18 protein-coding genes are annotated in these 19,122 nt (G+C 63.7%); 2 read left to right on the top strand and 16 right to left on the bottom strand.

The annotated features are described in order from the left end of the window. Nucleotides 1-3 precede the first annotated feature (3 nt). The 10 genes from V7Q39_RS02795 to V7Q39_RS02750 form a co-directional block, all read right to left on the bottom strand. Entirely contained in the window at nucleotides 4-375 is a 372-nt protein-coding gene (locus V7Q39_RS02795; RefSeq protein WP_333814846.1) for a hypothetical protein, read from the bottom strand. Nucleotides 376-389: 14 nt separating this feature from the next. Next, the gene (locus V7Q39_RS02790) at nucleotides 390-1,253 is read right to left on the bottom strand and encodes a hypothetical protein (RefSeq protein WP_333814845.1); all 864 of its coding nucleotides are present in this window, start codon (nucleotides 1,251-1,253) and stop codon (nucleotides 390-392) included. Nucleotides 1,254-1,489: 236 nt separating this feature from the next. Further along, complete coding sequence (locus V7Q39_RS02785) at nucleotides 1,490-2,140, bottom strand: hypothetical protein (protein ID WP_333814844.1); 651 nt, start codon at nucleotides 2,138-2,140, stop codon at nucleotides 1,490-1,492. A gap of 80 nt (nucleotides 2,141-2,220) precedes the next feature. Further along, nucleotides 2,221-2,988, bottom strand: a complete 768-nt coding sequence (locus tag V7Q39_RS02780; protein WP_333814842.1) for a hypothetical protein — start codon at nucleotides 2,986-2,988, stop codon at nucleotides 2,221-2,223. 202 nt (nucleotides 2,989-3,190) lie between these two features. Then, complete coding sequence (locus tag V7Q39_RS02775) at nucleotides 3,191-3,520, bottom strand: recombinase family protein (protein ID WP_333814841.1); 330 nt, start codon at nucleotides 3,518-3,520, stop codon at nucleotides 3,191-3,193. Nucleotides 3,521-3,932: 412 nt separating this feature from the next. Next, a complete protein-coding gene (locus V7Q39_RS02770; RefSeq protein ID WP_333814840.1) occupies nucleotides 3,933-5,324 on the bottom strand; it encodes a hypothetical protein in 1,392 nt (463 codons plus the stop codon). A gap of 1,049 nt (nucleotides 5,325-6,373) precedes the next feature. Beyond that, nucleotides 6,374-7,003 carry a recombinase family protein gene (locus V7Q39_RS02765; RefSeq protein WP_333814839.1) on the bottom strand — a complete coding sequence of 210 codons (630 nt, stop codon included), beginning with the start codon at nucleotides 7,001-7,003 and terminating at the stop codon, nucleotides 6,374-6,376. 389 nt (nucleotides 7,004-7,392) lie between these two features. Then, complete coding sequence (locus V7Q39_RS02760; RefSeq protein ID WP_333814837.1) at nucleotides 7,393-7,707, bottom strand: hypothetical protein; 315 nt, start codon at nucleotides 7,705-7,707, stop codon at nucleotides 7,393-7,395. A gap of 734 nt (nucleotides 7,708-8,441) precedes the next feature. Continuing rightward, a complete protein-coding gene (locus V7Q39_RS02755; protein ID WP_333814836.1) occupies nucleotides 8,442-8,846 on the bottom strand; it encodes a hypothetical protein in 405 nt (134 codons plus the stop codon). 7 nt (nucleotides 8,847-8,853) lie between these two features. Beyond that, on the bottom strand, nucleotides 8,854-9,753 hold the full coding sequence (locus V7Q39_RS02750) for a hypothetical protein (protein WP_333814834.1): 900 nt from the start codon (nucleotides 9,751-9,753) through the stop codon (nucleotides 8,854-8,856). Between the two features lie 676 nt (nucleotides 9,754-10,429). Between V7Q39_RS02750 and V7Q39_RS02745 the strand changes: the two genes are divergently transcribed. Further along, a complete protein-coding gene (locus tag V7Q39_RS02745) occupies nucleotides 10,430-12,430 on the top strand; it encodes a divergent polysaccharide deacetylase family protein (RefSeq protein ID WP_333814832.1) in 2,001 nt (666 codons plus the stop codon). Nucleotides 12,431-12,510: 80 nt separating this feature from the next. On the opposite strand, the gene trpE is transcribed toward V7Q39_RS02745, so the two are convergent. The 3 genes from trpE to V7Q39_RS02730 form a co-directional block, all read right to left on the bottom strand. Then, entirely contained in the window at nucleotides 12,511-14,019 is a 1,509-nt protein-coding gene (trpE, locus tag V7Q39_RS02740) for an anthranilate synthase component I (RefSeq protein WP_333814830.1), read from the bottom strand. Next, nucleotides 14,019-15,890, bottom strand: a complete 1,872-nt coding sequence (locus V7Q39_RS02735) for a peptidylprolyl isomerase (RefSeq protein ID WP_333814828.1) — start codon at nucleotides 15,888-15,890, stop codon at nucleotides 14,019-14,021. Before V7Q39_RS02735 ends, trpE begins: the two co-directional genes overlap by 1 nt. Nucleotides 15,891-15,988: 98 nt before the next feature. Next, nucleotides 15,989-17,167 (bottom strand): aminotransferase, encoded by a 1,179-nt coding sequence (locus V7Q39_RS02730; RefSeq protein ID WP_333814826.1) that lies wholly within the window; start codon nucleotides 17,165-17,167, stop codon nucleotides 15,989-15,991. Between the two features lie 29 nt (nucleotides 17,168-17,196). Between V7Q39_RS02730 and V7Q39_RS02725 the strand changes: the two genes are divergently transcribed. Next, nucleotides 17,197-17,433 carry a type II toxin-antitoxin system ParD family antitoxin gene (locus V7Q39_RS02725; RefSeq protein ID WP_333814824.1) on the top strand — a complete coding sequence of 79 codons (237 nt, stop codon included), beginning with the start codon at nucleotides 17,197-17,199 and terminating at the stop codon, nucleotides 17,431-17,433. A 140-nt stretch (nucleotides 17,434-17,573) separates the two neighbouring features. Here the strand turns inward: V7Q39_RS02725 and gpt are convergent, their stop codons facing one another. From gpt to V7Q39_RS02710, 3 genes are all read right to left on the bottom strand, one after another. Further along, a complete protein-coding gene (gpt, locus tag V7Q39_RS02720; RefSeq protein ID WP_333814822.1) occupies nucleotides 17,574-18,098 on the bottom strand; it encodes a xanthine phosphoribosyltransferase in 525 nt (174 codons plus the stop codon). 10 nt (nucleotides 18,099-18,108) lie between these two features. Beyond that, entirely contained in the window at nucleotides 18,109-18,723 is a 615-nt protein-coding gene (locus V7Q39_RS02715; RefSeq protein WP_333814820.1) for a LysE family translocator, read from the bottom strand. Next, nucleotides 18,720-19,122 (bottom strand): SDR family oxidoreductase (locus tag V7Q39_RS02710; protein ID WP_333814818.1); only part of this gene is annotated, 403 nt, incomplete at its 5' end. The genes V7Q39_RS02710 and V7Q39_RS02715, both read right to left, overlap by 4 nt.

Here is a 19,122-nt window from a genome sequence, read left to right as displayed (position 1 = left end):
GGCTTATCCTTTCTGCGATTGATTGAGGTTCACGATTTTCTGGTTGCCGAGGTCGATTGCACGGGCCTTGCGCTTGTGCTCCAAACGCTTCTGGAGCGCGTTCATTTCAGCCTGTTGCGGGGCCTCGGCTGTGATCTCGTTGTGCCGCAGGAACTGCTGAATAAGCCCAAGCATCGCCGGGTTGAGCATCTGCGGCTTGACCTTCGCCATCTCTAGATACTCGCGGTATGCGCAGGTGAGGTCGGCGTGCAGGGATTTCAAATCTTCGATGCTTCCGGCCTGCGTGCCTCTCGGGGCGGGGCGTAGAGGGGGGAAGACCTCCTGTAGTGCAACCGCCCCCGTCTCATTCGGGGTGTGATGTTCATGGTCGGTCATGTAGTCCTCTTGCCTCATGGCAGGCCGTTCTCACGACCGATCCGGCGTGCTTCATTGAGTTCCCCCTCTCGCCGGGCGCGCGCTTCAAATGACAATCGGCTGCCGGGGCGATGCATGGCGTCCAGCGCAGCTAGGTATGCCTTTGAGGTTATGCCTGTGACGGCACCGGGCGTCGGGGCGGGTTTCGGTGTGCCGTATTGCTCGACGTGAACACGCCGGTCGAGTTGAAGCGCCTCGCCGGAGACAATGGATTGCAGGCTCTCAACAGCGCGCCGCGCCGCCGATCCGCCCTTGCCCATCTCGATGAAATAACCCTGTAGCTCCGATTGCGAGAGCTTGGTGCTGGCCTGTTCAACAAGACGCTTAAAGGCGTGCGGGCCGTTGGTGTGCTGGTAGACTTCATTGGAGATACGTTCATCCTTCGGGCGCATCTCCCGCGAGAACTGCGCTAAGCCCTCCATGATCGCCTTGGCCCTGCGGGGGCCGATTGCAGCCACTAGGGCCTTCTGATCGACCTTGCTGGGGTCCCGGGACATGGCGGCGTCCAGTAGGAGGTCCGCAGCATCTTCGGTGCTGATCCCGATGTTCTGGAGGGTTCGCAGAGCCTCGTCAGCAATGGCGTGGCCTGTACTACCCCACACGGTCGCGTCCAGAGGCTTGCCCGCCCGGTCGTCCTCCGTCTCCATGTCAAGCTTCGCAAGGCGCTCGTTCTCGGCATCCTGTTTCCGCTTCTCGGCTTCACGTTGAAGCTGATCATCACTGATAGGATCGGATTGCGGCTGCTGCGCCGGGGTTTCTCCCTCGGTCGATAGCAAGCCCGCCTCGCTCGGGTTGATCTGGCCCTCTGTAGCGGCGGGGTTGGTGGTGGTGTCGGTCATGTTGCGGTCCTTATTCTTGGTCTTCGTCCCCGGTGGGAGCCGAGTACCTGCGGTCGAGTTCCGAAAGCGCCTCGTTCAGGAGGTCGGTATGCACGGCGAACTCGCTCTCCATGCTGTTGGTAGCTGCGGAGGATGCTGCGATCCTGCGGCTCAGGTCGGTGAGTGTACGGGACGTGACGGAGCAGAACTGCATGAGTTCCGCGTCCGCCTTCGCTGCGAAGTCAGGGGCTAGCATGTCAGGCACGGATGCCTTGCAAGCCGCCCTGAGTGGCTTGAGCCGGTGCACCTGTGCCCTTCACAGATGCCAGCGCGGCGAGCGTCTGGCCGGAACCGATGCCGGGGCGTCCGAAGGCGTGGATCGTGAGAACGCTGTTCGGATCGCGACCCTCAGCAATCATCATCTGCGCCATTGAGGCCACGGGACCTGCTTCGGTCCCCATGCCCCGCCGTTCATAGGTGGCGAGGATAGCGCCAGTCCGAGGGCTCTGTTCAATGAAGCCGGTTGCGGTGGCAAAGACGGTGATGGGCGGGCCAGCCTGAATGCGGGCACGGAATTCCTCACGCTCGGCCTCTTGCTCAGCACGGACAGTGGCCACCTTCACGGTGTTCTCGATCTCCACCTTATCGGCTTCGAGCTTCACTTGCGCCCAAGCCATCAGCACTTCGAGGTTGTCCAGCACCTGCCGGAACTTTTCATCTGATCCCCTGCAACGCTGGATCATGCTACGGAACTCGCCCCGGAACTGCGTGGTGAGGCCGTAGGGGTCAGATGGGAAGGCTAGCGCGCTCCAATTCGTTTCGGTCGGGTTGAACTCATGCCCGAGGTGCTTCGTGGTCCGGGCATTCGTCTGTGCTGCCGGGGCGGAGCTATTCGTGTTATTCGTCATGTCGTGGTCCTTCTAGGTGCGGGCTGATTGCCCGGTGATGGTGGTGGCCCGAGCGCGGGCCGGTGGTGGTGGCAGTCAGGTCAGGCGAGGTTGTCTTGGAACCAGCCAAGGGCTTGGCCTCTGGACAGGACTTCGTTGCCTGTGAGTTCGGCTTCCCTAAGTGCGAAGTCGGTGCGGCCTTCCAGAACACGGAGGTCAGGGGCGATCATCTTGCGCAACAGGCTCGCCTGATACGGCCCGAGGTCCACACGCTCAGCCTTCTTGCCCCACGAGAGCGCCCGGTGGACGCATCTTAGCCATGCCTTGTCAGCATGACGGGGATAGCCGGGTTGGGGCGTCCAGATGTCGCGTTCCATGAGGATGCCGAAGGTGGCGTGATGGGTGATGAACCGGATGGGTTCAACCCGATGACTGAGGCTGAGGCCGTAAGCGAGATACGCCGGAACGTGCCTGTCCGCGTCCTCTAGTTCGGTAGCCCGGACATAGCACTTGCCGGGGAGGTTCTGCGCGGCATGCAGCGCGCGGGCCACAACCGGCGTGTCTTTCACCTTGTTCAACTGCTTCCTGACAGCGTCGCGGAGACGGTAGAACTCATCCCAAGGAATGTCGCAGGGATGCGGGGAACCCATGCGGTCACAAAGCCGGGTGTGATACTCGCAGAGCTTGAGCGCGTAGTTCGCCCTGAACCCCGGCCCTTGCAGTGCAATATCTTGGCAGTCGCGCAACTCACATTGCAGACGGCGTTCAGGCACCTCTCCGGTGATGTCGTAGTGGTCACGGGTCGGTCGGAAGCCGTGTTGCCCGCGCTTCGGAACGTTGTGCCAGCGGGGTAGTCCTGTCTTGGCCATGATACTCTCCTCTCGGCCTTGGCCGATCTCGGGGAGAGGGCCTGTTTTGGGGGTGCGGGGATGGTCATTGGGTGCGCCGTTGGGCGAACTGCGCGAATACCTGGCCTGGGGTGGTCCAGTCAGATGCTGCAATGACCTGCTGTGGTGCCGCGTCCGATGCTGATTACGACGCCTGATTACGACGCCCGTTTAGATCGGCTGTTTAGGACGCCAGAGGTGTTTCGGGCAGGAAGGCTGCAAGTGGGTCGCAGTCTGCTGCCGGTGCGGCCGGATTGGTCAGGGATAGGGTAGCGGAGGGGTCGTGGTGCTCAGGAAGCGTGGTCGGCTGTTGGGCCAGCCGTTCCAGAATATCGCGGACCTGTTTCGGTCCCCATGCCCCGCCGTTCGCCGTGGGGACACGACTTGCTGTCAGTTCAGCGGCGATCTCCCGGAGCGACTTCCCAGCGGCCCGAAGCAGGAGGATACCGGAGAGTTCTTCGGCCCGTTGCTGTGCGGCCTGCTGGCGTTCGGTGTTCGTGTTGCCGGTGCTCATTCGTCCCCGTCCCGGTCACAGGCAGGGCCTGCTGCCTTGCCGTGGAACGGGTTCCGCCCCATCCTGAACGGCCAGAGCGGGCAGCCGGTCTGAACGCACTTCCTGATCTCCGCTTCGGAGTAGACGCAATCCCTGCATTTAGCCCGGATTGCCTTGATCGGGCTTTCCGGGTGGCCAAGGGTCCGCAGATCGGCAAGCGAAATTTCTGCGGGCGATTTTGCGATGATTTCTCCTGCGTCCGTCGGGATGGGCGAGACATGAAGGAACGGCGAGGCCGTGGCCTGCGCCGGTGTGGTCGAGGTGATGCTCATGTGGTGGTCCTTCCATGATGCGATGATGCTTGAAGCCAGCGAAGCCGGGAGGGCTTCACCGGCCTATGCTGGTGGAGGAGGCCAGAATGCCGGGGCCGTGGTCAGGCTTGGTCTAGTTCGCCGTGCAGCCATTTCTGGAACAGCCTTCGCATCCGATCCGATGGTGCGTAGAGCGTGATCGGCCTGCCGTCGCGGATAGCGGAGCGGTAGACGAATTGGACCATCTCCGACACGGCGTAGAGGTCATTGAACGCCCCTTGGACGGGCACACCGAGGGTCTTGGCGACACCGGGGTTCAGATGCTTGTCGTAGAGGTAGATCACCGTTTGGCAGTCACGGAAGGCATTCGTGCCCCGCGTGACATTGGCAGACCAGCGGCAGAGGTTGAACAACCCGGTCGTCTTGCCACCATGTTTGCAGATCGGCCCTTGCTGCGGCCTCTTGTCGGTCGGCAAATCGGCCTCGGACTTCCCGTCTCGGAACCAGAGCCGCTTGAGGGACGTGACCAGTATGCTTCCAGCGGTGGCATTCTTGAGGTCTGTCACGCGGAGACGCTTGAGTGCATTCACAATTCGATGCTGCTTGCCCGGTGTCAGCTTGCTCGGGTCGATCTCATTCACGGTGAACTGCATACCCTCCAGACCGGGGATAGGCTTGAGCGTGATAAGCTCCCGTGCCTTGGCCCGAAGTTGCTCCTCCTCGGCTTGGTGCTGAGGTGTCCGCTCCGCATCGTACTCGATACCGTGCTTATCTAGGAACGCTTGCAAGAGGCTGCCCGGGAACCTGTAGGTCATCACGGTCACGGATCGGCCCGACGACAGAAGGCTGACCGGGAGTTCCCAAACCAGCACCGTCTCGCCGCAAGCCCAGAGGCAGCCAGCCTCAGCATGATTGTACAGGGTCTGGCTCAACGTGTTCTCGCCACGGAGCACATCGTTCTTCCATTTCTCGGTCGGGGCCACCTGACCATTCTCTCGGATGGTAGCGTATCCATCCCGGAGGTACTGGTTCCGCCAGACAAGGCCATTGACCCGATCTGTCTGGGTTCGCTTCGACCCGGAAGACAGAAGCTCAGAGGTCTTGGGAACCTCGTCAATGCAGATGTCGTACCCGGTTAGCAGTCCTTCCCGGGCGACATAAGCGAGGTCGCTGTACAGCGCATGCGTGCAAACAACGCTCCGGCTGTCCATGAGGAGTTCCCGGAGGTGGCCACGCTTGGTGTGGCTGATGTCGTTCGGATCGTCGGGGTTCAGAAGGTCAAGCCTTGCCTCGGGCTGCACCAAGGGAACATCAGCCCGGTTTATGATCTCCTGCACGTCATCAAGCAGCGGCGTCACGATCAGGTACTGCCGAAGCGGGTTGAGGCCCGCGATCATGGTAGAGGTCTTACCTGCTCCGCAGATGCGGTCGATGATCTGAACTCTCGGTGCAGCCCCTTGGAACTGCGGAGTAAGGTCGCTCGGGTTGATCCCGAACCTCTGGTAGTCAAGCATGTGTGGTCCTTCCATGCCGATTGGCCCCGTGCCGTGCTGCACGAGGTGAGATTGTTGGTGTGAGTGGGGGTGGCCGGACGCGGCTAAGAAGCCCCGGAATCCGGTGCCCTTTTCAGAAGATATTCCTTATACAGATCGGGGGTATTTCCGCATTATAAATCAGTATCTTAACGGAAGCCGCGAACGAACTTTCCGTTCGACCCCCTGAGAAGCAGTCCTAAATCCGGGTCATTCTGGTGGCCAGATCAGGCTGGTTGTCGTGCTTTCTCTCTCGGGCCAAACCAGATCAGAACTGTGCACGGCATTCAGCGTCACAAGTTGTCAAAAGCCACAGCCAGCATCCCGGGATTATCCGGGAAACTGACTGCAAGTGCAGAGGTGATTTCGGGGGGTGGTGTGCACAAATACGCACATATCGAGCGAACTGGTGGCATCCCTGATGCTGCCTGCCATCGGGCTGCCCATGATCCCGGGATCGGGTTGGTGATCCGGGTCAGGATCGCTCTGGAACCGATCTAGGCGTAGCACCCCCTCCCGCAATCCAAAGGGAGAGCAGACAGCGGGGGACCACAGGGGATGCTAGGCGCAGATCGGTTGGCAGCTTGGGTGACTGGCAAGCTCTGTCCAGTAGATGAAGGGATAAGGGTAACGAGGCCCAACCTCGGGCCAATGCCGATCCGGCAGGATGCAGCAGGATTATCTTCTCCAGCAGATGAGGCGTTAAGGTAACGCCCGGGCCGACCCCGAACCGTTCCCGGACCAGCGGGCCGATGAGCCGGTGCCCCTGTTTACTCATCAGAAGAAGGGATAAGGGTAACAAGCCGGTTGCCATCGTGCCGCCCACGGCTCGGATCGGGCACCACAGGCAGATCAGCCCAGCATTCACCCCTTGGCATGCCCGGAGAGGCCGAATAAGGCCCTCTCGGTTGCCTTCCCGCCCCCAGACGACCCGAGGTACCCGGCGTGCGAGACGGGCTTCTTTGCACCCAAAACACAGGGTTAGCCATGGTGTTTGGTAGGCGGGTATCTGGCACGCAGGCATCTGGTGTTCAGGCCACCTCTGCTGCGCCGTCTTGTCGCTTCGTCAGGCGGGCCAGCGTCGAGCGGGAGCAACCCGTTGCGGCGATGATGCTGTTCCAGCTTTGCCCGCTCCGTAGCATGGCAACGATGGCTGCATTCCTCTTGGCGTCTTCGGGTCGCCCCCGGTAGACTCCTTCGGACTTGGCCTTTTCGATCCCCTGAGCCTGCCGCCGCCGTCTATCGTCATAGTCCTTGCGAGCGATTGCTGCCAGCATGTCGAGCATCATGCCGTTGATCGCGTCGAGCATCCTTGCAGTGAACTCGTCAGCCCCCGGCTTCATCAACTGGTGAGAAGTCGGGAGGTCGAGGGCGACCACGCGAACCCGCTTGGCTGCAATCTCTACCTTGAGGCGTTCCCAATCGGCCCCGTTTAGGCGGCTTAGACGATCTACCTGCTCCACCAGAAGCACGTCGCCGGGCTGGCAGTCGGTCAAGAGCCGGAACAGTTCGGGCCGGTCAAGCTTCGCCCCGCTCTCGTTCTCGGTATATCGGGCTGCGATCTGCATGCCTTGGTCTGTGGCGAAGCGTTCCAGATCGCCTTGGGCACGTTCGGCGTCTTGGTCTTTGGTCGAGGCGCGGAGGTAGGCACGGATGAACATGGCGAGGCCCTGATAGTTCGTTTTGGATGGTTCTCTTATCTTCGGTTCGCTAAGGGTTGTCAATAGGTATTTATCGAACCGCTCCCGCTATGGTTCTCTTGATGTACACCCATATGGTCACGCGATACTGAGCGGTATCGGCCTTGTGGTGGCTGCCTCGCATGCGTGCGGTGGCATGAAGACCCGGTGTCGTGGCTGCTCCTGCCTAGCCAGATGCCTGCCCTGCTCCTACCGTGGCAAGGGCTGTGGATCAGCCTCGGGCTGGGGCGGCCTTCTGGATCAGCGGGGGCCTATGGGGGGAACTTCGCGCGCAGGAGGGTATAGATACCCCCTCGCAAAAATTCGTCGGAAATTTTGGACCTCGCCGCCTAGTGTGCGGCAACAGTCCATCAGGTAGCCTGTTCGTGCCACTCCCTGATCGTGCGGATCAGATTTGACAAAGCCAACCCCCTGCTAGCCCTATAGTCTAAAAAGACAAAGCCCTCGAAAAACATTGCGTCGGCCTGCCCGTTCGCAACGAACTCATAGCATCCGCTTTCGTCGTCAACGCCCGGCTCCGCTTCCGGGTTGTAGTCAACGACACGCCACGTTCCCAGCACTTCACCGTAGCGGGTAATGACATCGCCGCCCGCAAGGCTGAGAGCGTAACCGCTTTTCATCCACTCATCGTGGCCTACGAAGTTGATTGGGTAGATCAGGTCCATGCTTAGTCTATTCGCTCTAACCAAGCTGCATCGCAAGCCATGCGCGTCTTCTAACGGTGTAGACCCAACCGAACCACCTCAGCTCCTTGAGTTCGGGGGGGGGGGGGGGGGGCAGCGCGGCTACTTCTTAGGGTCGAAGTACAGCGAGACTATCTTGTGTCTTACACCATAATCTAGTCCTGAATTCTCGTGCTTGTGCGTAGAGTGGAAGACTAGGGGGTTTCCGCGTGGGTCGTCAAAAACAACGACCTCAGTGTTTCGACTAACTAACTCTTCACGCCACTTGTCCAGCTTTTCTTTTGAGTTGGCCGCCTTGCAATATATCAAGACTTCGCCCTGATCTTGCCCCGGCACCCCAGTGGAGTACCGCGTGGTTAGCTGCTTGAATCCATCATCTAGCCAAGTGTACGAGGAGTGTAGTTTTGCCTCCGCTATCCAAATGAAGCCATGTGCAGCCTTTACCAGAATATCACAATGCCCACCATGCTGCGGGTCATGCTCTGCGTCCACCCCCTGACCCTTCAGAATAGAGACTATCTGTACTGTTAGAGCATCCTCGCTGTCCTTCTGCTTAAGATGGCGATACTGCTCTAGTTCGCCACAGCAATAGTCAACAAGGTCCCTAAGCGCATCAGCGCGTTCGGCGTGAGTGGTTGCGGTGCGATACCGAATTTGACAGGCAAGCGGCGTCCCGTCCTCTACGACCAAGTCGCTAATGCGGTAAACTGAGAAACTCAATGGGCGCTTTCCGCAAGTTTAACTAGGGAGAAGAATGGCAACACATGATCCCTCGGGTTATCCACAAACTCACCAGTAATCGGATGAACGAGAACGTTCCGAGCTACCACGTCTGCAAACTCCTCATCTGATAGCTCTGACGAAGTGTCGTCTTCGTCAATGAAGATGCCACCCGCCTTCAAGATGGCTGCTTCCGATGTAGTGAGCGCAGTTAAAGCAGCTTCAAGCTCGGGCGTAACTCGATCCTGATCTACTATTGCCAACATGCTCTCATAGGTCAGCATCTGAGCTTCTTCGGGATTTAACCTGAGTAGCCCTTCGGCGAGCCGCAAGCATATTTTTCCCGTAGGCGTGTCCGCCCAGGTCGAAGTCAGCCTTGCAATGACTTCTTTCTTGTCCATGGCTTTCTTAACCGACAGCCGTAGCTGCGGCTGGCTCGGCTGGAGTTAGGCGGCGCAAATGCTCCAATACACGCTCCGAAACGTATTCGTAGTCCTCTGTTCCAAGGCAGTCCTTGATCAACGCGGCGGAGATGACTGGCTCGCCCGATCCCCCTCCAACTTTATGCGCGCCGCGCGAAGTTCCAGCCAAGGTCAACTCTGGTGCAAGAAGTAGGCCATCTGCGCTAAGATGCCACTGAATGCTCACATGGAAAGGCTGTATGTCCTGACTAAGCGCGTTCACGCCACCTACGTGGTAGAGTTCTTCCCGTAAGCATAGGCGAGTGCGCCGCATTCTCTCGTCCTTCACCGACCCGGTAGACGTGTTGAAAGTCAGCTGAACGACTTTGCCTTCCGATGCATCGCTATACATGCTCCACACTAGTGGATAGAGGTCCACCGGCCTAACAAGAATGTCTTGTCCGATCAGCATGTTGACAGCTTTTCTGTATTGCGACTGTAACTGATGAGCCAGTTCTTGCGTCATGCCACGCGGAAAGTCTGTTCGTACTTCAACGACGTTGTGTCGACTGTGCACCCAAACCACAGCAAAGAGCTGAACTGGGCGATAGCGTAGCCCCACAATCTCGTCGAACTGAGTGCGCAATGCCGAGTGTTCGTCAAGTTGGGCGGTGGAGATGGTCTCCCTCGTCGTCAAGTTCACACAGGAAGCGAACACAGCGCCGACACCTTCCGCATTGCGAACGATCTGAACCAACTCAGGGTCAAGCCCAGCCTCGCCAAGTGCCTGCTCGTCGAGAAGCAACGGATAGCTACTGGCAAACGGTCCTTGACCTAGCGGGGCCTTACTAATCGCTTCGGCAAGCGCAGCACGGCCTTCATTGCCTACGGCGTAGAACTTAGTCATCTTCTCGCCGCACAGGATGTGCTCCTCCAGAAACCGACGAAGCTCACGCTCGGCGTAGGCGTGGTCAACACTTGCGAGTGCTTCTGAGGTCCGGTCCCATCCCTGACTTGTGCTAAGACCCACAGCCTTCAACACACGATTGGCCAGAAGCCAAGGCATACGCTCTCTCAGGCTCGACAAAAGGCTTTGATCCAACCACACCTCCATAGCACAGCGTCTCGCAGTCAACGCGCAAAGCTATTGCTTGTCGAGCCTTTCATCCGACCTCGCGCCCATCTCGTCCGAGCAGACTATCGGAACGCGGCGGAGATATCGCTTTAGGTTAGCACTGACACGCACACCTTCGCCAGACACCGTGTACGTTGACATAAGGAGAAGTGCGACACACAGTGTGGCACACCTGAGCAACCTCACGCTCGCCGGTCCAGCCCCGTCAATGGCTTAGAAATATGGTAGCGGGTCCGGTACCCGCCTCCACCTTCCTCTGCCCGGTCCAAGGATTGCCCGCCTGCCACGGTGGCGGCAACTTGTTGACTGCGGGAAGAAAAAGGGGTGAAGGCCGCAAGGGCACAGGCTATACTGCACGCGAAGAGAACGATGGTGCCGAAGCAGACGGCCGGTCGGTCGGGGAAAGTTCCGGCAGAGCGGAGGGAACGGCGCAGAGCTGGAGGCAGTGGTGGTCGGCAAATTCCTTCTCGGCATGGTATCCGGCGGGCTGGTGGTCACGGGCGGACTGGTGATCGCCTCGCTGCTGGCGCCGACGCGGCCTGCGAATGACAATGCTCCGACTGTTGCCGTCGAAGAACCAATCGCTTCGCCAGAGGCGACGACGCCGGAAGCCGGGGCGAAGGTGGCCGAGGCTGCCCTGCCCGTGACGGAGGAGCCTGTGGCGGAGACCGCTGCCGAAGCCCCCGCAGTGACCCCCAGCGTGACGGAAGAGGCCCCCGCGGCGCCCGAGGTGGAAACCGTCGAGGCAATGCCCGCCCCCGAGGCGCCGGTGGCCGAGGTCGACAAGCCCGAGACCGGCACCGAGCCGTCGAAGCCCGCCGCGACCGAGGCCGATGCGGCAGCGACCCCCGATCCGGCAGCTCCGGCCCAAGCGGCAGCAGAGGCCGAGGGCGCCGATGCCAAGGTCACGGCAGAGACGGCGGAGGCCAGCGCACCCACCGAGACCCGGCTTGCCGATGCGGGGGGGATGGCAGAACCTGCCGCTCCCGCCGCAGAGCCCACCCCTGCCGAACCCGAGGCTCCGGCGGTGGCGGCAACGGAGGCCGCTCCGGTCGAGACCGCCACGGCGGAGCCCGCCCCTGCCGAACCGATCCCGAGCGAGCCCGCCCCCGCGACAGCCGAGGCCACCGCGGAAACCGCCCCCGCAGCGCTGCCGGTGGAACCTGCCCCGGCAGAAGCCGTCCCGAGCGAAGTGACCCAGTTGGCCGATGCCACGCAAGCACCCGCGGCCGAGCCTGCCACGGCCGCAGAGGCAGCGCCGGCGGTGACAGAGCGGGCCGTCGAGGCACCGGTCGTCCAGGCCCCGGCGGTCGAGGCGCCCACCCCCGAAGCCGCATCGCCGCCCGTCCCCGACACCGAAGCGCCTGCCATGGAGCCTGCGCTGGAAGCTGCTGCTCCCGAAGTCGCGCTTGCCGAGCCGGAGGAGTCGCCGATCGCCGACACCCCTGCCGTCGAGCCCGCTGCCGAACCCGTACCGCCTGCGACCGCCGAAGCCCCCGCTGTCGAGCCCGAACCCATCCCGGCCCCGACCGAGACGATTCCGGGCGTCGCCCTGCCCGAGATGCCCGGCACGAAGCCTGCCGCGCTGCCGGGTGTCACCGAACCCGCCGCCGACCCCGCGACGGTCCTGACCGAGGAAGAGAACAGCCCCACCTTCAAGCCCGCCCCCGGCCTTGTTCGTGCGGGCGAAGGGGTGATCATCGGGCGTACCAAGCCCGCCGAGGAGCCCGCCCCCACTGATCCCGCCGCAGACCCTGCCGCGGCACCCCTCGACCCGCGCCCGATCGCGCAGTTCGCCGCAGCCTTCGAGAACCCCGGCGCCAAACCGCCCTTTGCCATCGTGCTGGTCGATCCCGGCACCCCGGATCTGGACCGCGCGGGGCTTGCCGCCCTGCCCTTCCCGGTCAGCTTCGCGCTGGACCCTCTGGACCCTGCCACGCCGGACCGCGCCGCGATCTACCGCGAGGGCGGGAAGGAGGTGGTGATGCTGGTGACGGGCATCGCCCAGGGCGCTCAGGCGTCGGATGTCGAGGTGGCCTTCCAGGCGATGGAACAGGGCCTGCCCGAGGCCGTCGCGGCGATGGACCTGGCCACTCCGGTCTTCCAGAACAACCGGGGTCTGGCCAGCGCTGTGGTGCCGATCCTGAAGGCGGATGGCCGTGGGCTTCTGACCTGGGACGCGGGGCTGAATGCCGCCGACCAGGTGGCCCGGCGCGACGATCTGGAAGCTGCCGTCGTGTTCCGCAACCTCGACCAGGCCGGTGGCGACAAGGTCGCGGTGCGACGCCTTCTCGACCGCGCGGTGTTCAAGGCCGACCAGAACGGGCGGGTCAGCGTCGTCGGCACCGCCGATCCGGCGACGGTGGCCGCCCTTCTGGAATGGACGGTGGAGGGCAAGGCCGCGACGGTGGCGCTGGCGCCGCTGACGGCGGTGCTGAAGGTCGACTGAGGGGTTGCTCGTCGTCTCCTTCGTCGCTCCTCGCGGGGCCTATCCCCGACGAGAAGCCGAAGGCGCACGCGGCGGCGGCGTCAGCCGTTCCCGCGCCCGGCAAAGCGGCCCGCATCCTCGGCGGCGCGGCGCAAAGCGTTGGATTTGTTGACAGTTTCCTGATACTCGGCCTCGGGGTCGCTGTCGAAGACCACCCCGCCCCCGGCCTGGATATAGAGCGTCTCGTCCTTCAGGACCGCGGTGCGCAGCGCGATGCAGAAGTCCATCTCGCCATTGGCCGCGAAATAGCCGACGCCGCCGCCATAGACGCCGCGCTTTTCCGGCTCCAGCTCGTCGATGATCTCCATCGCCCGCACCTTCGGCGCGCCGGACACGGTTCCCGCAGGCAGGCCCGCCAGCAGGGCCGACAGCGCATCCTCGCCCGCGCCGATCTGGCCCACCACATTGCTGACGATATGCATCACATGGCTGTAGCGCTCGATGATGAAGGTCTCGGTGGGCCTGACCGTGCCGACTGTCGCCACCCGGCCCACGTCGTTGCGGCCAAGGTCGAGAAGCATCAGATGCTCGGCGCGTTCCTTCGGGTCGGCGAGCAGCTCCGCCTCCAGCGCCTTGTCCTCTTCCGGCGTCGCGCCGCGCTTGCGGGTCCCGGCGATGGGGCGGACCGTGACCTCGCCATCGCGCAGACGGACGAGGATTTCCGGGCTGGCCCCGATCACCTGGAAGCCGCCGAAGTTGAAGAAGAACATGAAGGGCGAAGGATTGGTCCGCCGCAGGCTGCGATACAGCGCGAAGGGCGGCAGGGTGAAGCGCTGCGACCAGCGCTGGCTGGGCACGACCTGAAAGATGTCGCCCGCGCGGATATATTCCTTGGCCTTCTCGACCGCCGCCTTGTAGCCCGTGTGCGTGAAGTTCGACTGCGCCGCACCGACCGGCGCGCTATCACCCAGATCGCGCGCCGCCGAGGGCGCGCGGTCGAGGTCGCGGAGTGCGTCCATCACCCGTTCGGCGGCCTGCGCATAGGCCGCCCGCGCCGACAGGCCCCCTGCCACCCAAGCGGGGGCGACCACCGTCACCTCGCCCTTCACCCCGTCCAGCACGGCGACGACCGAGGGTCGGATCAGTTCCGCATCGGGCAAGCCCAGCGGATCGGGGTTCACGTCCGGCAGGTGCTCGACCAGCCGGATCATGTCATAGCCGAGATAGCCGAAGAGCCCCGCCGAGACGGCAGGCAGCCCCTCGGGCATGTCGATCCGGCATTCCGCCAGCAGATCGCGCAGGGTCTGCAACGGATGGCCCGGCAGATCGGTGAAGCTCTGCCGGTCGAAGCGCGCCTCGCGGTTGATGCGGCTTGTCTCGCCGTGGCATTGCCAGACCAGATCCGGCTTCATGCCGACGATGGAATAGCGGCCGCGCACCTCGCCGCCCGTCACCGATTCCAGCATGAACGTGTCGGCGCGCGCATCGCCCAGCTTCAGCATCAGGCTGACCGGCGTGTCGAGGTCCGCCGCGAGCCGCGCCCAGACGATCTGGTTCTTTCCCTGGTTCCAGCCCGCCTCGAATGCGGCAAAGGATGGCTGCAACTGCATCAGGGCAGGCTCGTGTGGACCGCGTTGATCGCGGTCTGGTCCAGAGTGATCCCCGCCTGGGCGGTCAGCGCGGCGGTGAAGGCGGCGAAGGCATCCTGCGAGATCGCCTGTCTCGCCTGCGCTTCCAGCGCGACCCTCTGCTCCTCGGCATCCTCGCCCTCGACCGCGGCGGGAAGGATCTTGTTCAGTTGCACCACGGCGGTGAAACCATCGGCCTGGATCACCTCGACCCCGCCCTCGGCCATCCGGAACACATCCTTGAGCAGACTGTCCGGCGCATCCGCGACGAAACCGGTGCGCGCGGTTTCCGGCGTCACGTCGACGATGCCGAAGCTGCCGATCCCGGCCCCGCCTTCCAGAGCGGCCTTGATCTCGCTTGCCCGGGCGGCCAGCGCCTTGGCCACGGCCTCCGCGCGCCAGTCCTCGGCCACCTTCTCCTTCGCCTCGTCGAAGGGGATCGGGGCGGCGGGCACGATCTGGTCCAGCCGCAGCGCGACGACGCCGCCGTCATCCAGCACGATGGCTTGGGGGAAATCGCCTTCCTTTGCCGCTTCGGCGGCGGTGCGGAAGGCTGGATAGCCCTCGATGGTGCTGTCGCCCGGCTGGCCCGGCACATAGTCGAGCGTCGCCAGCGCCAGCCCGGACCCTTTGGCGAGGTCCTCCAGCGTCGCGCCCCCGGCGAGAAGATCGTCGATCTCCTCGACCCGGTCGCCGATCGCGCGGCGCGCCGCATCGGCCTGCATCTCGGAGGCCAGCGTCTCGCGCGCGGCCTCGAAGCTGGTTTCTTCCGCCGCCAGCACCCCGTTCACCCGGTAAAGCGCAGGGCCAAGACCGGACTCCACCGGCCCGGCCACCCCGCCCTCGGCCACTGCGAAGACCGCCTCGCCCGCAGCCCCGAGTTCCTCTTTCGACACATCGCCCTGGTCGATGGCATCCAGCGACAGCCCGCGTTCGGCCACCAGCGCCTCGAAGCTGGTCCCCGCGTCGAGCTTCGCCTTTGCCGCCTCGGCGCTGGCCTCGTCGGGGAAGACCAGCCGCTCGACGATCCGCCGCTCGGGGGTGACGAATTCGGCGATCCGCTTGTCATAAAGCTTCTTCAGTTCCGCCTCGTCGACCGGCTGGTCCTTGGCGATCGCCTCGGGCAGAAGCGCGGCATAGGTGATGCGCTTGGCCTCGGGCTTGGTGAAGCGGTCGACATGCGCATCGTAATGCGCCTTCAGCTCCTCCTCGGTCGGCTCGGCCACCGGGGTCGCCAAGTCTGCCTCGGTCAGCCGCAGCATGGAGAAACCGCGGCGTTCCGCCACCCAGGCGTACAGCGTGTCGGTCATCGGCTTCGGCGCCGCGAAGCCGCCGGCGACGGCCCCCTGCAACAGCTCGCGGCTGATGTCGCGGCGCAGGTTCGTCTCGAACTCGGTCTCGCTCAGGCGGTTGCGCTTCAGCGCGAACTTGTAGGCTTCCCGGTCGAACGTGCCGCTGATGCCCTTGAAGCCGTCCATCTTCATGATCTCGGCCGCAACCATCTCGTCGCCGACCGACAGGCCCAACCGCTGAGCCTCATTGTCCAGCGCGGCGCGGGTGATCACGCCCTGCAACACCTGCTTGTCGATGCCGAAGGACAGCCCCTGCTGCACGGTGATCGGCTGGCCCAGCTGCTGCGACAGGGCACTGACCTGCGTCTGCAGCGCGCGGGCATAGTCGTCGGTGGTGATCTCGATGCTGCCGACGCTGGCAACCTTCGACACGCCGCCCGAGAAGTTGGTGACGCCGAAGCCGCCGAGGCCCAGGATCAGCATCGACATCAGGATCCAGACCGCCGCCTCCTGCGCCTTGCCGCGCGGGCGTTTGCCGTCTTGGGTCGGGGTCTTCGCCATAGCTCTGCCTTCGGGTTGTTCCGGGTGAGGTGAATAGTGGGAACCCGGCAGGGGGGCAAGATCAAGATCGCCCGTCGCCCCCGCGCCTCACATCCCCGTCAGGGGCGGAAGGCCTTCAGCCGCCGGATCACCTCGGCAATGCCCTTGGCGTCGACATTGGCGAAGGCGATGCGGATCTGCCTTTTGCCCGCCGCCGAACCCTCGGGCTGGAACATCGTCCCCGGCAGCATCAGGAGCGAGGCCTCCGTCACCAGCCGCTTGCACAGGGCGTCGCTGGCGATGTCGAAAGGATGTTCAACATAGGCAAAATAGGCGCCGCAGCCCAGAAGCTTCCAACCCGGCAGCGACTGGAAGCCTTCGGTCATCGCCTTGCGCCGGGCGAGGATTTCGTCGCGCTCACCCGCCAGCCACTGCCCAAGGTTCCGCATCCCCCAAAGCGCGCCGATCTGGCCCAGTTGGCTGGGGCAGATCGCCACGGTGTCGAGGAATTTCTCTACCTCGGCCAGCCGCTGGGTCGAGGCGACGACCGCGCCCACCCGATGCCCCGTCAGCCGGTAGGCCTTGGAGAAGCTGTAAAGCTGGATCAGCGTGTCGGCCCAGTCAGGGTCCTGGAACAGATCATGCGGGGCGCCAGTCCGGCTGTCGAAATCGCGGTAGGTTTCGTCGACGATCAGCGCGAGGCCCCTCGCGCGGGCAAGGTCGCGGAAGGCGGAAAGCGTCTCGGCCGGATATTCCACGCCGCCGGGGTTGTTCGGGCTGACCAGCACGATGGCCCGCGTCCGGTCGGTGATCAGCCCTGCCGCAGCTTCTGCCGAGGGGATCAGCGTTTCGTCAGTTTCCAACGGAACGGTGGTGACCGAGGCCATGTCCAGCCACATCTTGTGATTGAAGTACCACGGCGTCGTCAGGATCACCTCGTCCCCCGGCCCGGCCAGCGTCGCCATCACCGTGCAGAAGGCCTGGTTGCAGCCCTGCGTGATCGCCACCTGCGCCGGGGTCACGCTGCCGCCATAGGTGGCCGACCATTGCCGCGCGATCTCCTCGCGCAGCGCGGGCAGCCCCAGCACCGGACCGTAGAGATGCGCCTGCGGGTCGTTCAGCGCCGCATCCGCCAGGGCCTGCCGCAGGCCCAGCGGCGGGCTGTCGACCGGCGCGGCCTGGCTGACGTTGATCAGCGGGCGGTCGGCGGGGAAGGCAACCCCTTCGATCCAGCGCCGCGCCTCCATCACCGGGGGCGGTTCCGTGGCGGCAAAGGCGGGGTTCAGCGGCAGGGTCATTCGGTCCATCCTGGAAGCATCGGCCCGAAGTGTCCCCGGATGGCGGCCAGTTGCAAGCCCTCTCCTTATCGCACCGGACCAGCTTCATCGACACCGAGGTCAAGTCCGGCCGCTACGGACCGGCCAGCGGAGTGATCCGCGCCGGCCTGCGGCTGTTGCAGGAGCACGAGGCCAAGGTGAAGGCACTGGAAGCCGCATTGATCAAGGGCGAGGAATCGGGGCAGCCCTTCGACAGCGAAGCGTTTTTGGCGAGACAGCCGGGCTGATGCTGTCATCCCCGCGCAAGCGGGGACCCAGGTCCTGACAGCCCCATCTGGGTCCCCGCTTGCGCGGGGATGACAGCTGTTTCGACATGGGCTTCGGTGCAAAAGCCCCGATTGCGCCGAAAGTCGTCAGGCGCCGTCTCTCAGTCCGCCCCGCGCATCGGCTGGACGTATTGCAGCGCCATGTCCCAGGGGAAGAAGATCCAGGTGTCCTGGCTGACGCCGGTGATGAAGGTGTCGGTCTGCTTCTCGCCCTCGGGCTTGGCATAGACGCAGGCGAAATGCGCCTTGGGGTAGAGGCCCCGGATCAGTTCCAGCGTCTTGCCGCTGTCCACCAGGTCGTCGACGATCAGGATGCCCCCGCCGTCGCCCATCAGTTCCGCCTGCGGGGCCTTGATCACCTGTGCCTCGCGGCGCTGGTCGGCCTTGCCGCCGCCGGAATGGTAGGACCTGACGCTGATCGTATCCACCACCCGGATGTCCAGCTCGCGGCTGACGATCATTGCCGGGACCAGCCCGCCCCGCGTGATGCCGACGACCGCCTTCCAGGTTCCCCCCTCGCCCGGCCCCTTGCCGTCCAGCCGCCAGGCGAGCGCCCGCGCATCGCGGTGGATCTGGTCCCAGCTGACGTGAAATCCCTTTTCATGCGGCAGGCGGTCGGCGGACATGGGTCCCTCCTCAGGTGGCGACGATCTTGACGCCCAGAAGGGCCAGCGCGGCCCCGAATGAGCGGTCGATCACGGTTTTCAGGCTGATATAGGCCGCCCGCGTCCGCTCCATCGAGAAGATACGGGCGACAAGGCTGTTCCAGGCGGTCTCGGCGATCAGGATCAGAAGGATCAGGCAGGCCAGCACCCATCTGGGGGTGCCGGGGCTGATGGTGCCAAGGAAGATCGAGGAATACATGACCACCGCCTTGGGGTTCGACAGGTTGGTCCAGAACCCCAGCCGATAAGCCGCGAAGGCCGAGCGCGGGACGGGCCGCGCATCCTCGGCAATGAAAGGCTTTTTCGCATCGCGCCAGAGATGCCAGGCCATCCAGAGAAGATAGGCCGCCCCGCCGATCTTCAGCGCCCAAAGCAATGAAGGTGCCGCGTCGAAGACCAGATGCAGCCCGAACATCGCCGCCAGCGCCCAGACCACCGCGCCGCTGGCGATGCCCAGCGCCAGCATCGCCCCGGTTCGGAAACCCTCGGTCAGTCCGGTCCGGGCCGACATGAGGACAGCCGGGCCGGGCGAGACCACGGCGAACAGCACCAGCCCCGCAAAGGCCAGAAAGGCGGCCAGGCTCACTGACCGCCCTCCTTCCTGCCTTGCAGAAGGTCGATGTCAGGGGCCTCGATCGCCTTCATGCCCACCGCATGATAGCCCGCATCGACATGCAGGTTCTCGCCCGTGGTGCCGGAGCCGAGATCGGACAGCAGGTAAAGCGCGGCCTTGCCGACCTCTTCCTGCGTCACATTGCGGCGCAGGGGCGAGTTCAGCTCGTTCCATTTCATGATGTAGCGGAAATCGCCGATGCCCGAGGCGGCCAGCGTCTTGATCGGCCCCGCCGAGATCGCATTGACCCGGATACCGTCCTTGCCCAGATCCTCGGCCAGATATTTGACCGAGGCCTCCAGCCCCGCCTTCGCAATGCCCATCACGTTGTAATGCGGCATGACCTTCTCGGCGCCGTAATAGGTCAGCGTC

It is taken from the genome of Tabrizicola sp., assembly GCF_036781545.1.
Taxonomy (GTDB): domain Bacteria; phylum Pseudomonadota; class Alphaproteobacteria; order Rhodobacterales; family Rhodobacteraceae; genus Tabrizicola.
The sequence above is the reverse complement of the archived record's forward strand: the minus strand, read 5'-3'. Positions and strand labels throughout refer to the sequence as shown.

Excerpts from the sequence above, each read along its gene's own strand:
- V7Q39_RS02770 (WP_333814840.1), bottom strand. The coding sequence starts at position 5,324 with ATGCTTGACTACCAGAGGTTCGGGATCAACCCGAGCGACCTTACTCCG.
- V7Q39_RS02765 (WP_333814839.1), bottom strand. The coding sequence starts at position 7,003 with ATGTTCATCCGTGCCTACCTCCGCGCCTCGACCAAAGACCAAGACGCC.
- gpt (WP_333814822.1), bottom strand. The coding sequence starts at position 18,098 with ATGTCCGCCGACCGCCTGCCGCATGAAAAGGGATTTCACGTCAGCTGG.
- V7Q39_RS02760 (WP_333814837.1), bottom strand. The coding sequence starts at position 7,707 with ATGGACCTGATCTACCCAATCAACTTCGTAGGCCACGATGAGTGGATG.
- V7Q39_RS02780 (WP_333814842.1), bottom strand. The coding sequence starts at position 2,988 with ATGGCCAAGACAGGACTACCCCGCTGGCACAACGTTCCGAAGCGCGGG.
- V7Q39_RS02755 (WP_333814836.1), bottom strand. The coding sequence starts at position 8,846 with ATGGACAAGAAAGAAGTCATTGCAAGGCTGACTTCGACCTGGGCGGAC.
- V7Q39_RS02790 (WP_333814845.1), bottom strand. The coding sequence starts at position 1,253 with ATGACCGACACCACCACCAACCCCGCCGCTACAGAGGGCCAGATCAAC.
- V7Q39_RS02785 (WP_333814844.1), bottom strand. The coding sequence starts at position 2,140 with ATGACGAATAACACGAATAGCTCCGCCCCGGCAGCACAGACGAATGCC.
- V7Q39_RS02775 (WP_333814841.1), bottom strand. The coding sequence starts at position 3,520 with ATGAGCACCGGCAACACGAACACCGAACGCCAGCAGGCCGCACAGCAA.
- V7Q39_RS02750 (WP_333814834.1), bottom strand. The coding sequence starts at position 9,753 with ATGACTAAGTTCTACGCCGTAGGCAATGAAGGCCGTGCTGCGCTTGCC.
- V7Q39_RS02795 (WP_333814846.1), bottom strand. The coding sequence starts at position 375 with ATGACCGACCATGAACATCACACCCCGAATGAGACGGGGGCGGTTGCA.
- trpE (WP_333814830.1), bottom strand. The coding sequence starts at position 14,019 with ATGCAGTTGCAGCCATCCTTTGCCGCATTCGAGGCGGGCTGGAACCAG.
- V7Q39_RS02730 (WP_333814826.1), bottom strand. The coding sequence starts at position 17,167 with ATGACCCTGCCGCTGAACCCCGCCTTTGCCGCCACGGAACCGCCCCCG.
- V7Q39_RS02735 (WP_333814828.1), bottom strand. The coding sequence starts at position 15,890 with ATGGCGAAGACCCCGACCCAAGACGGCAAACGCCCGCGCGGCAAGGCG.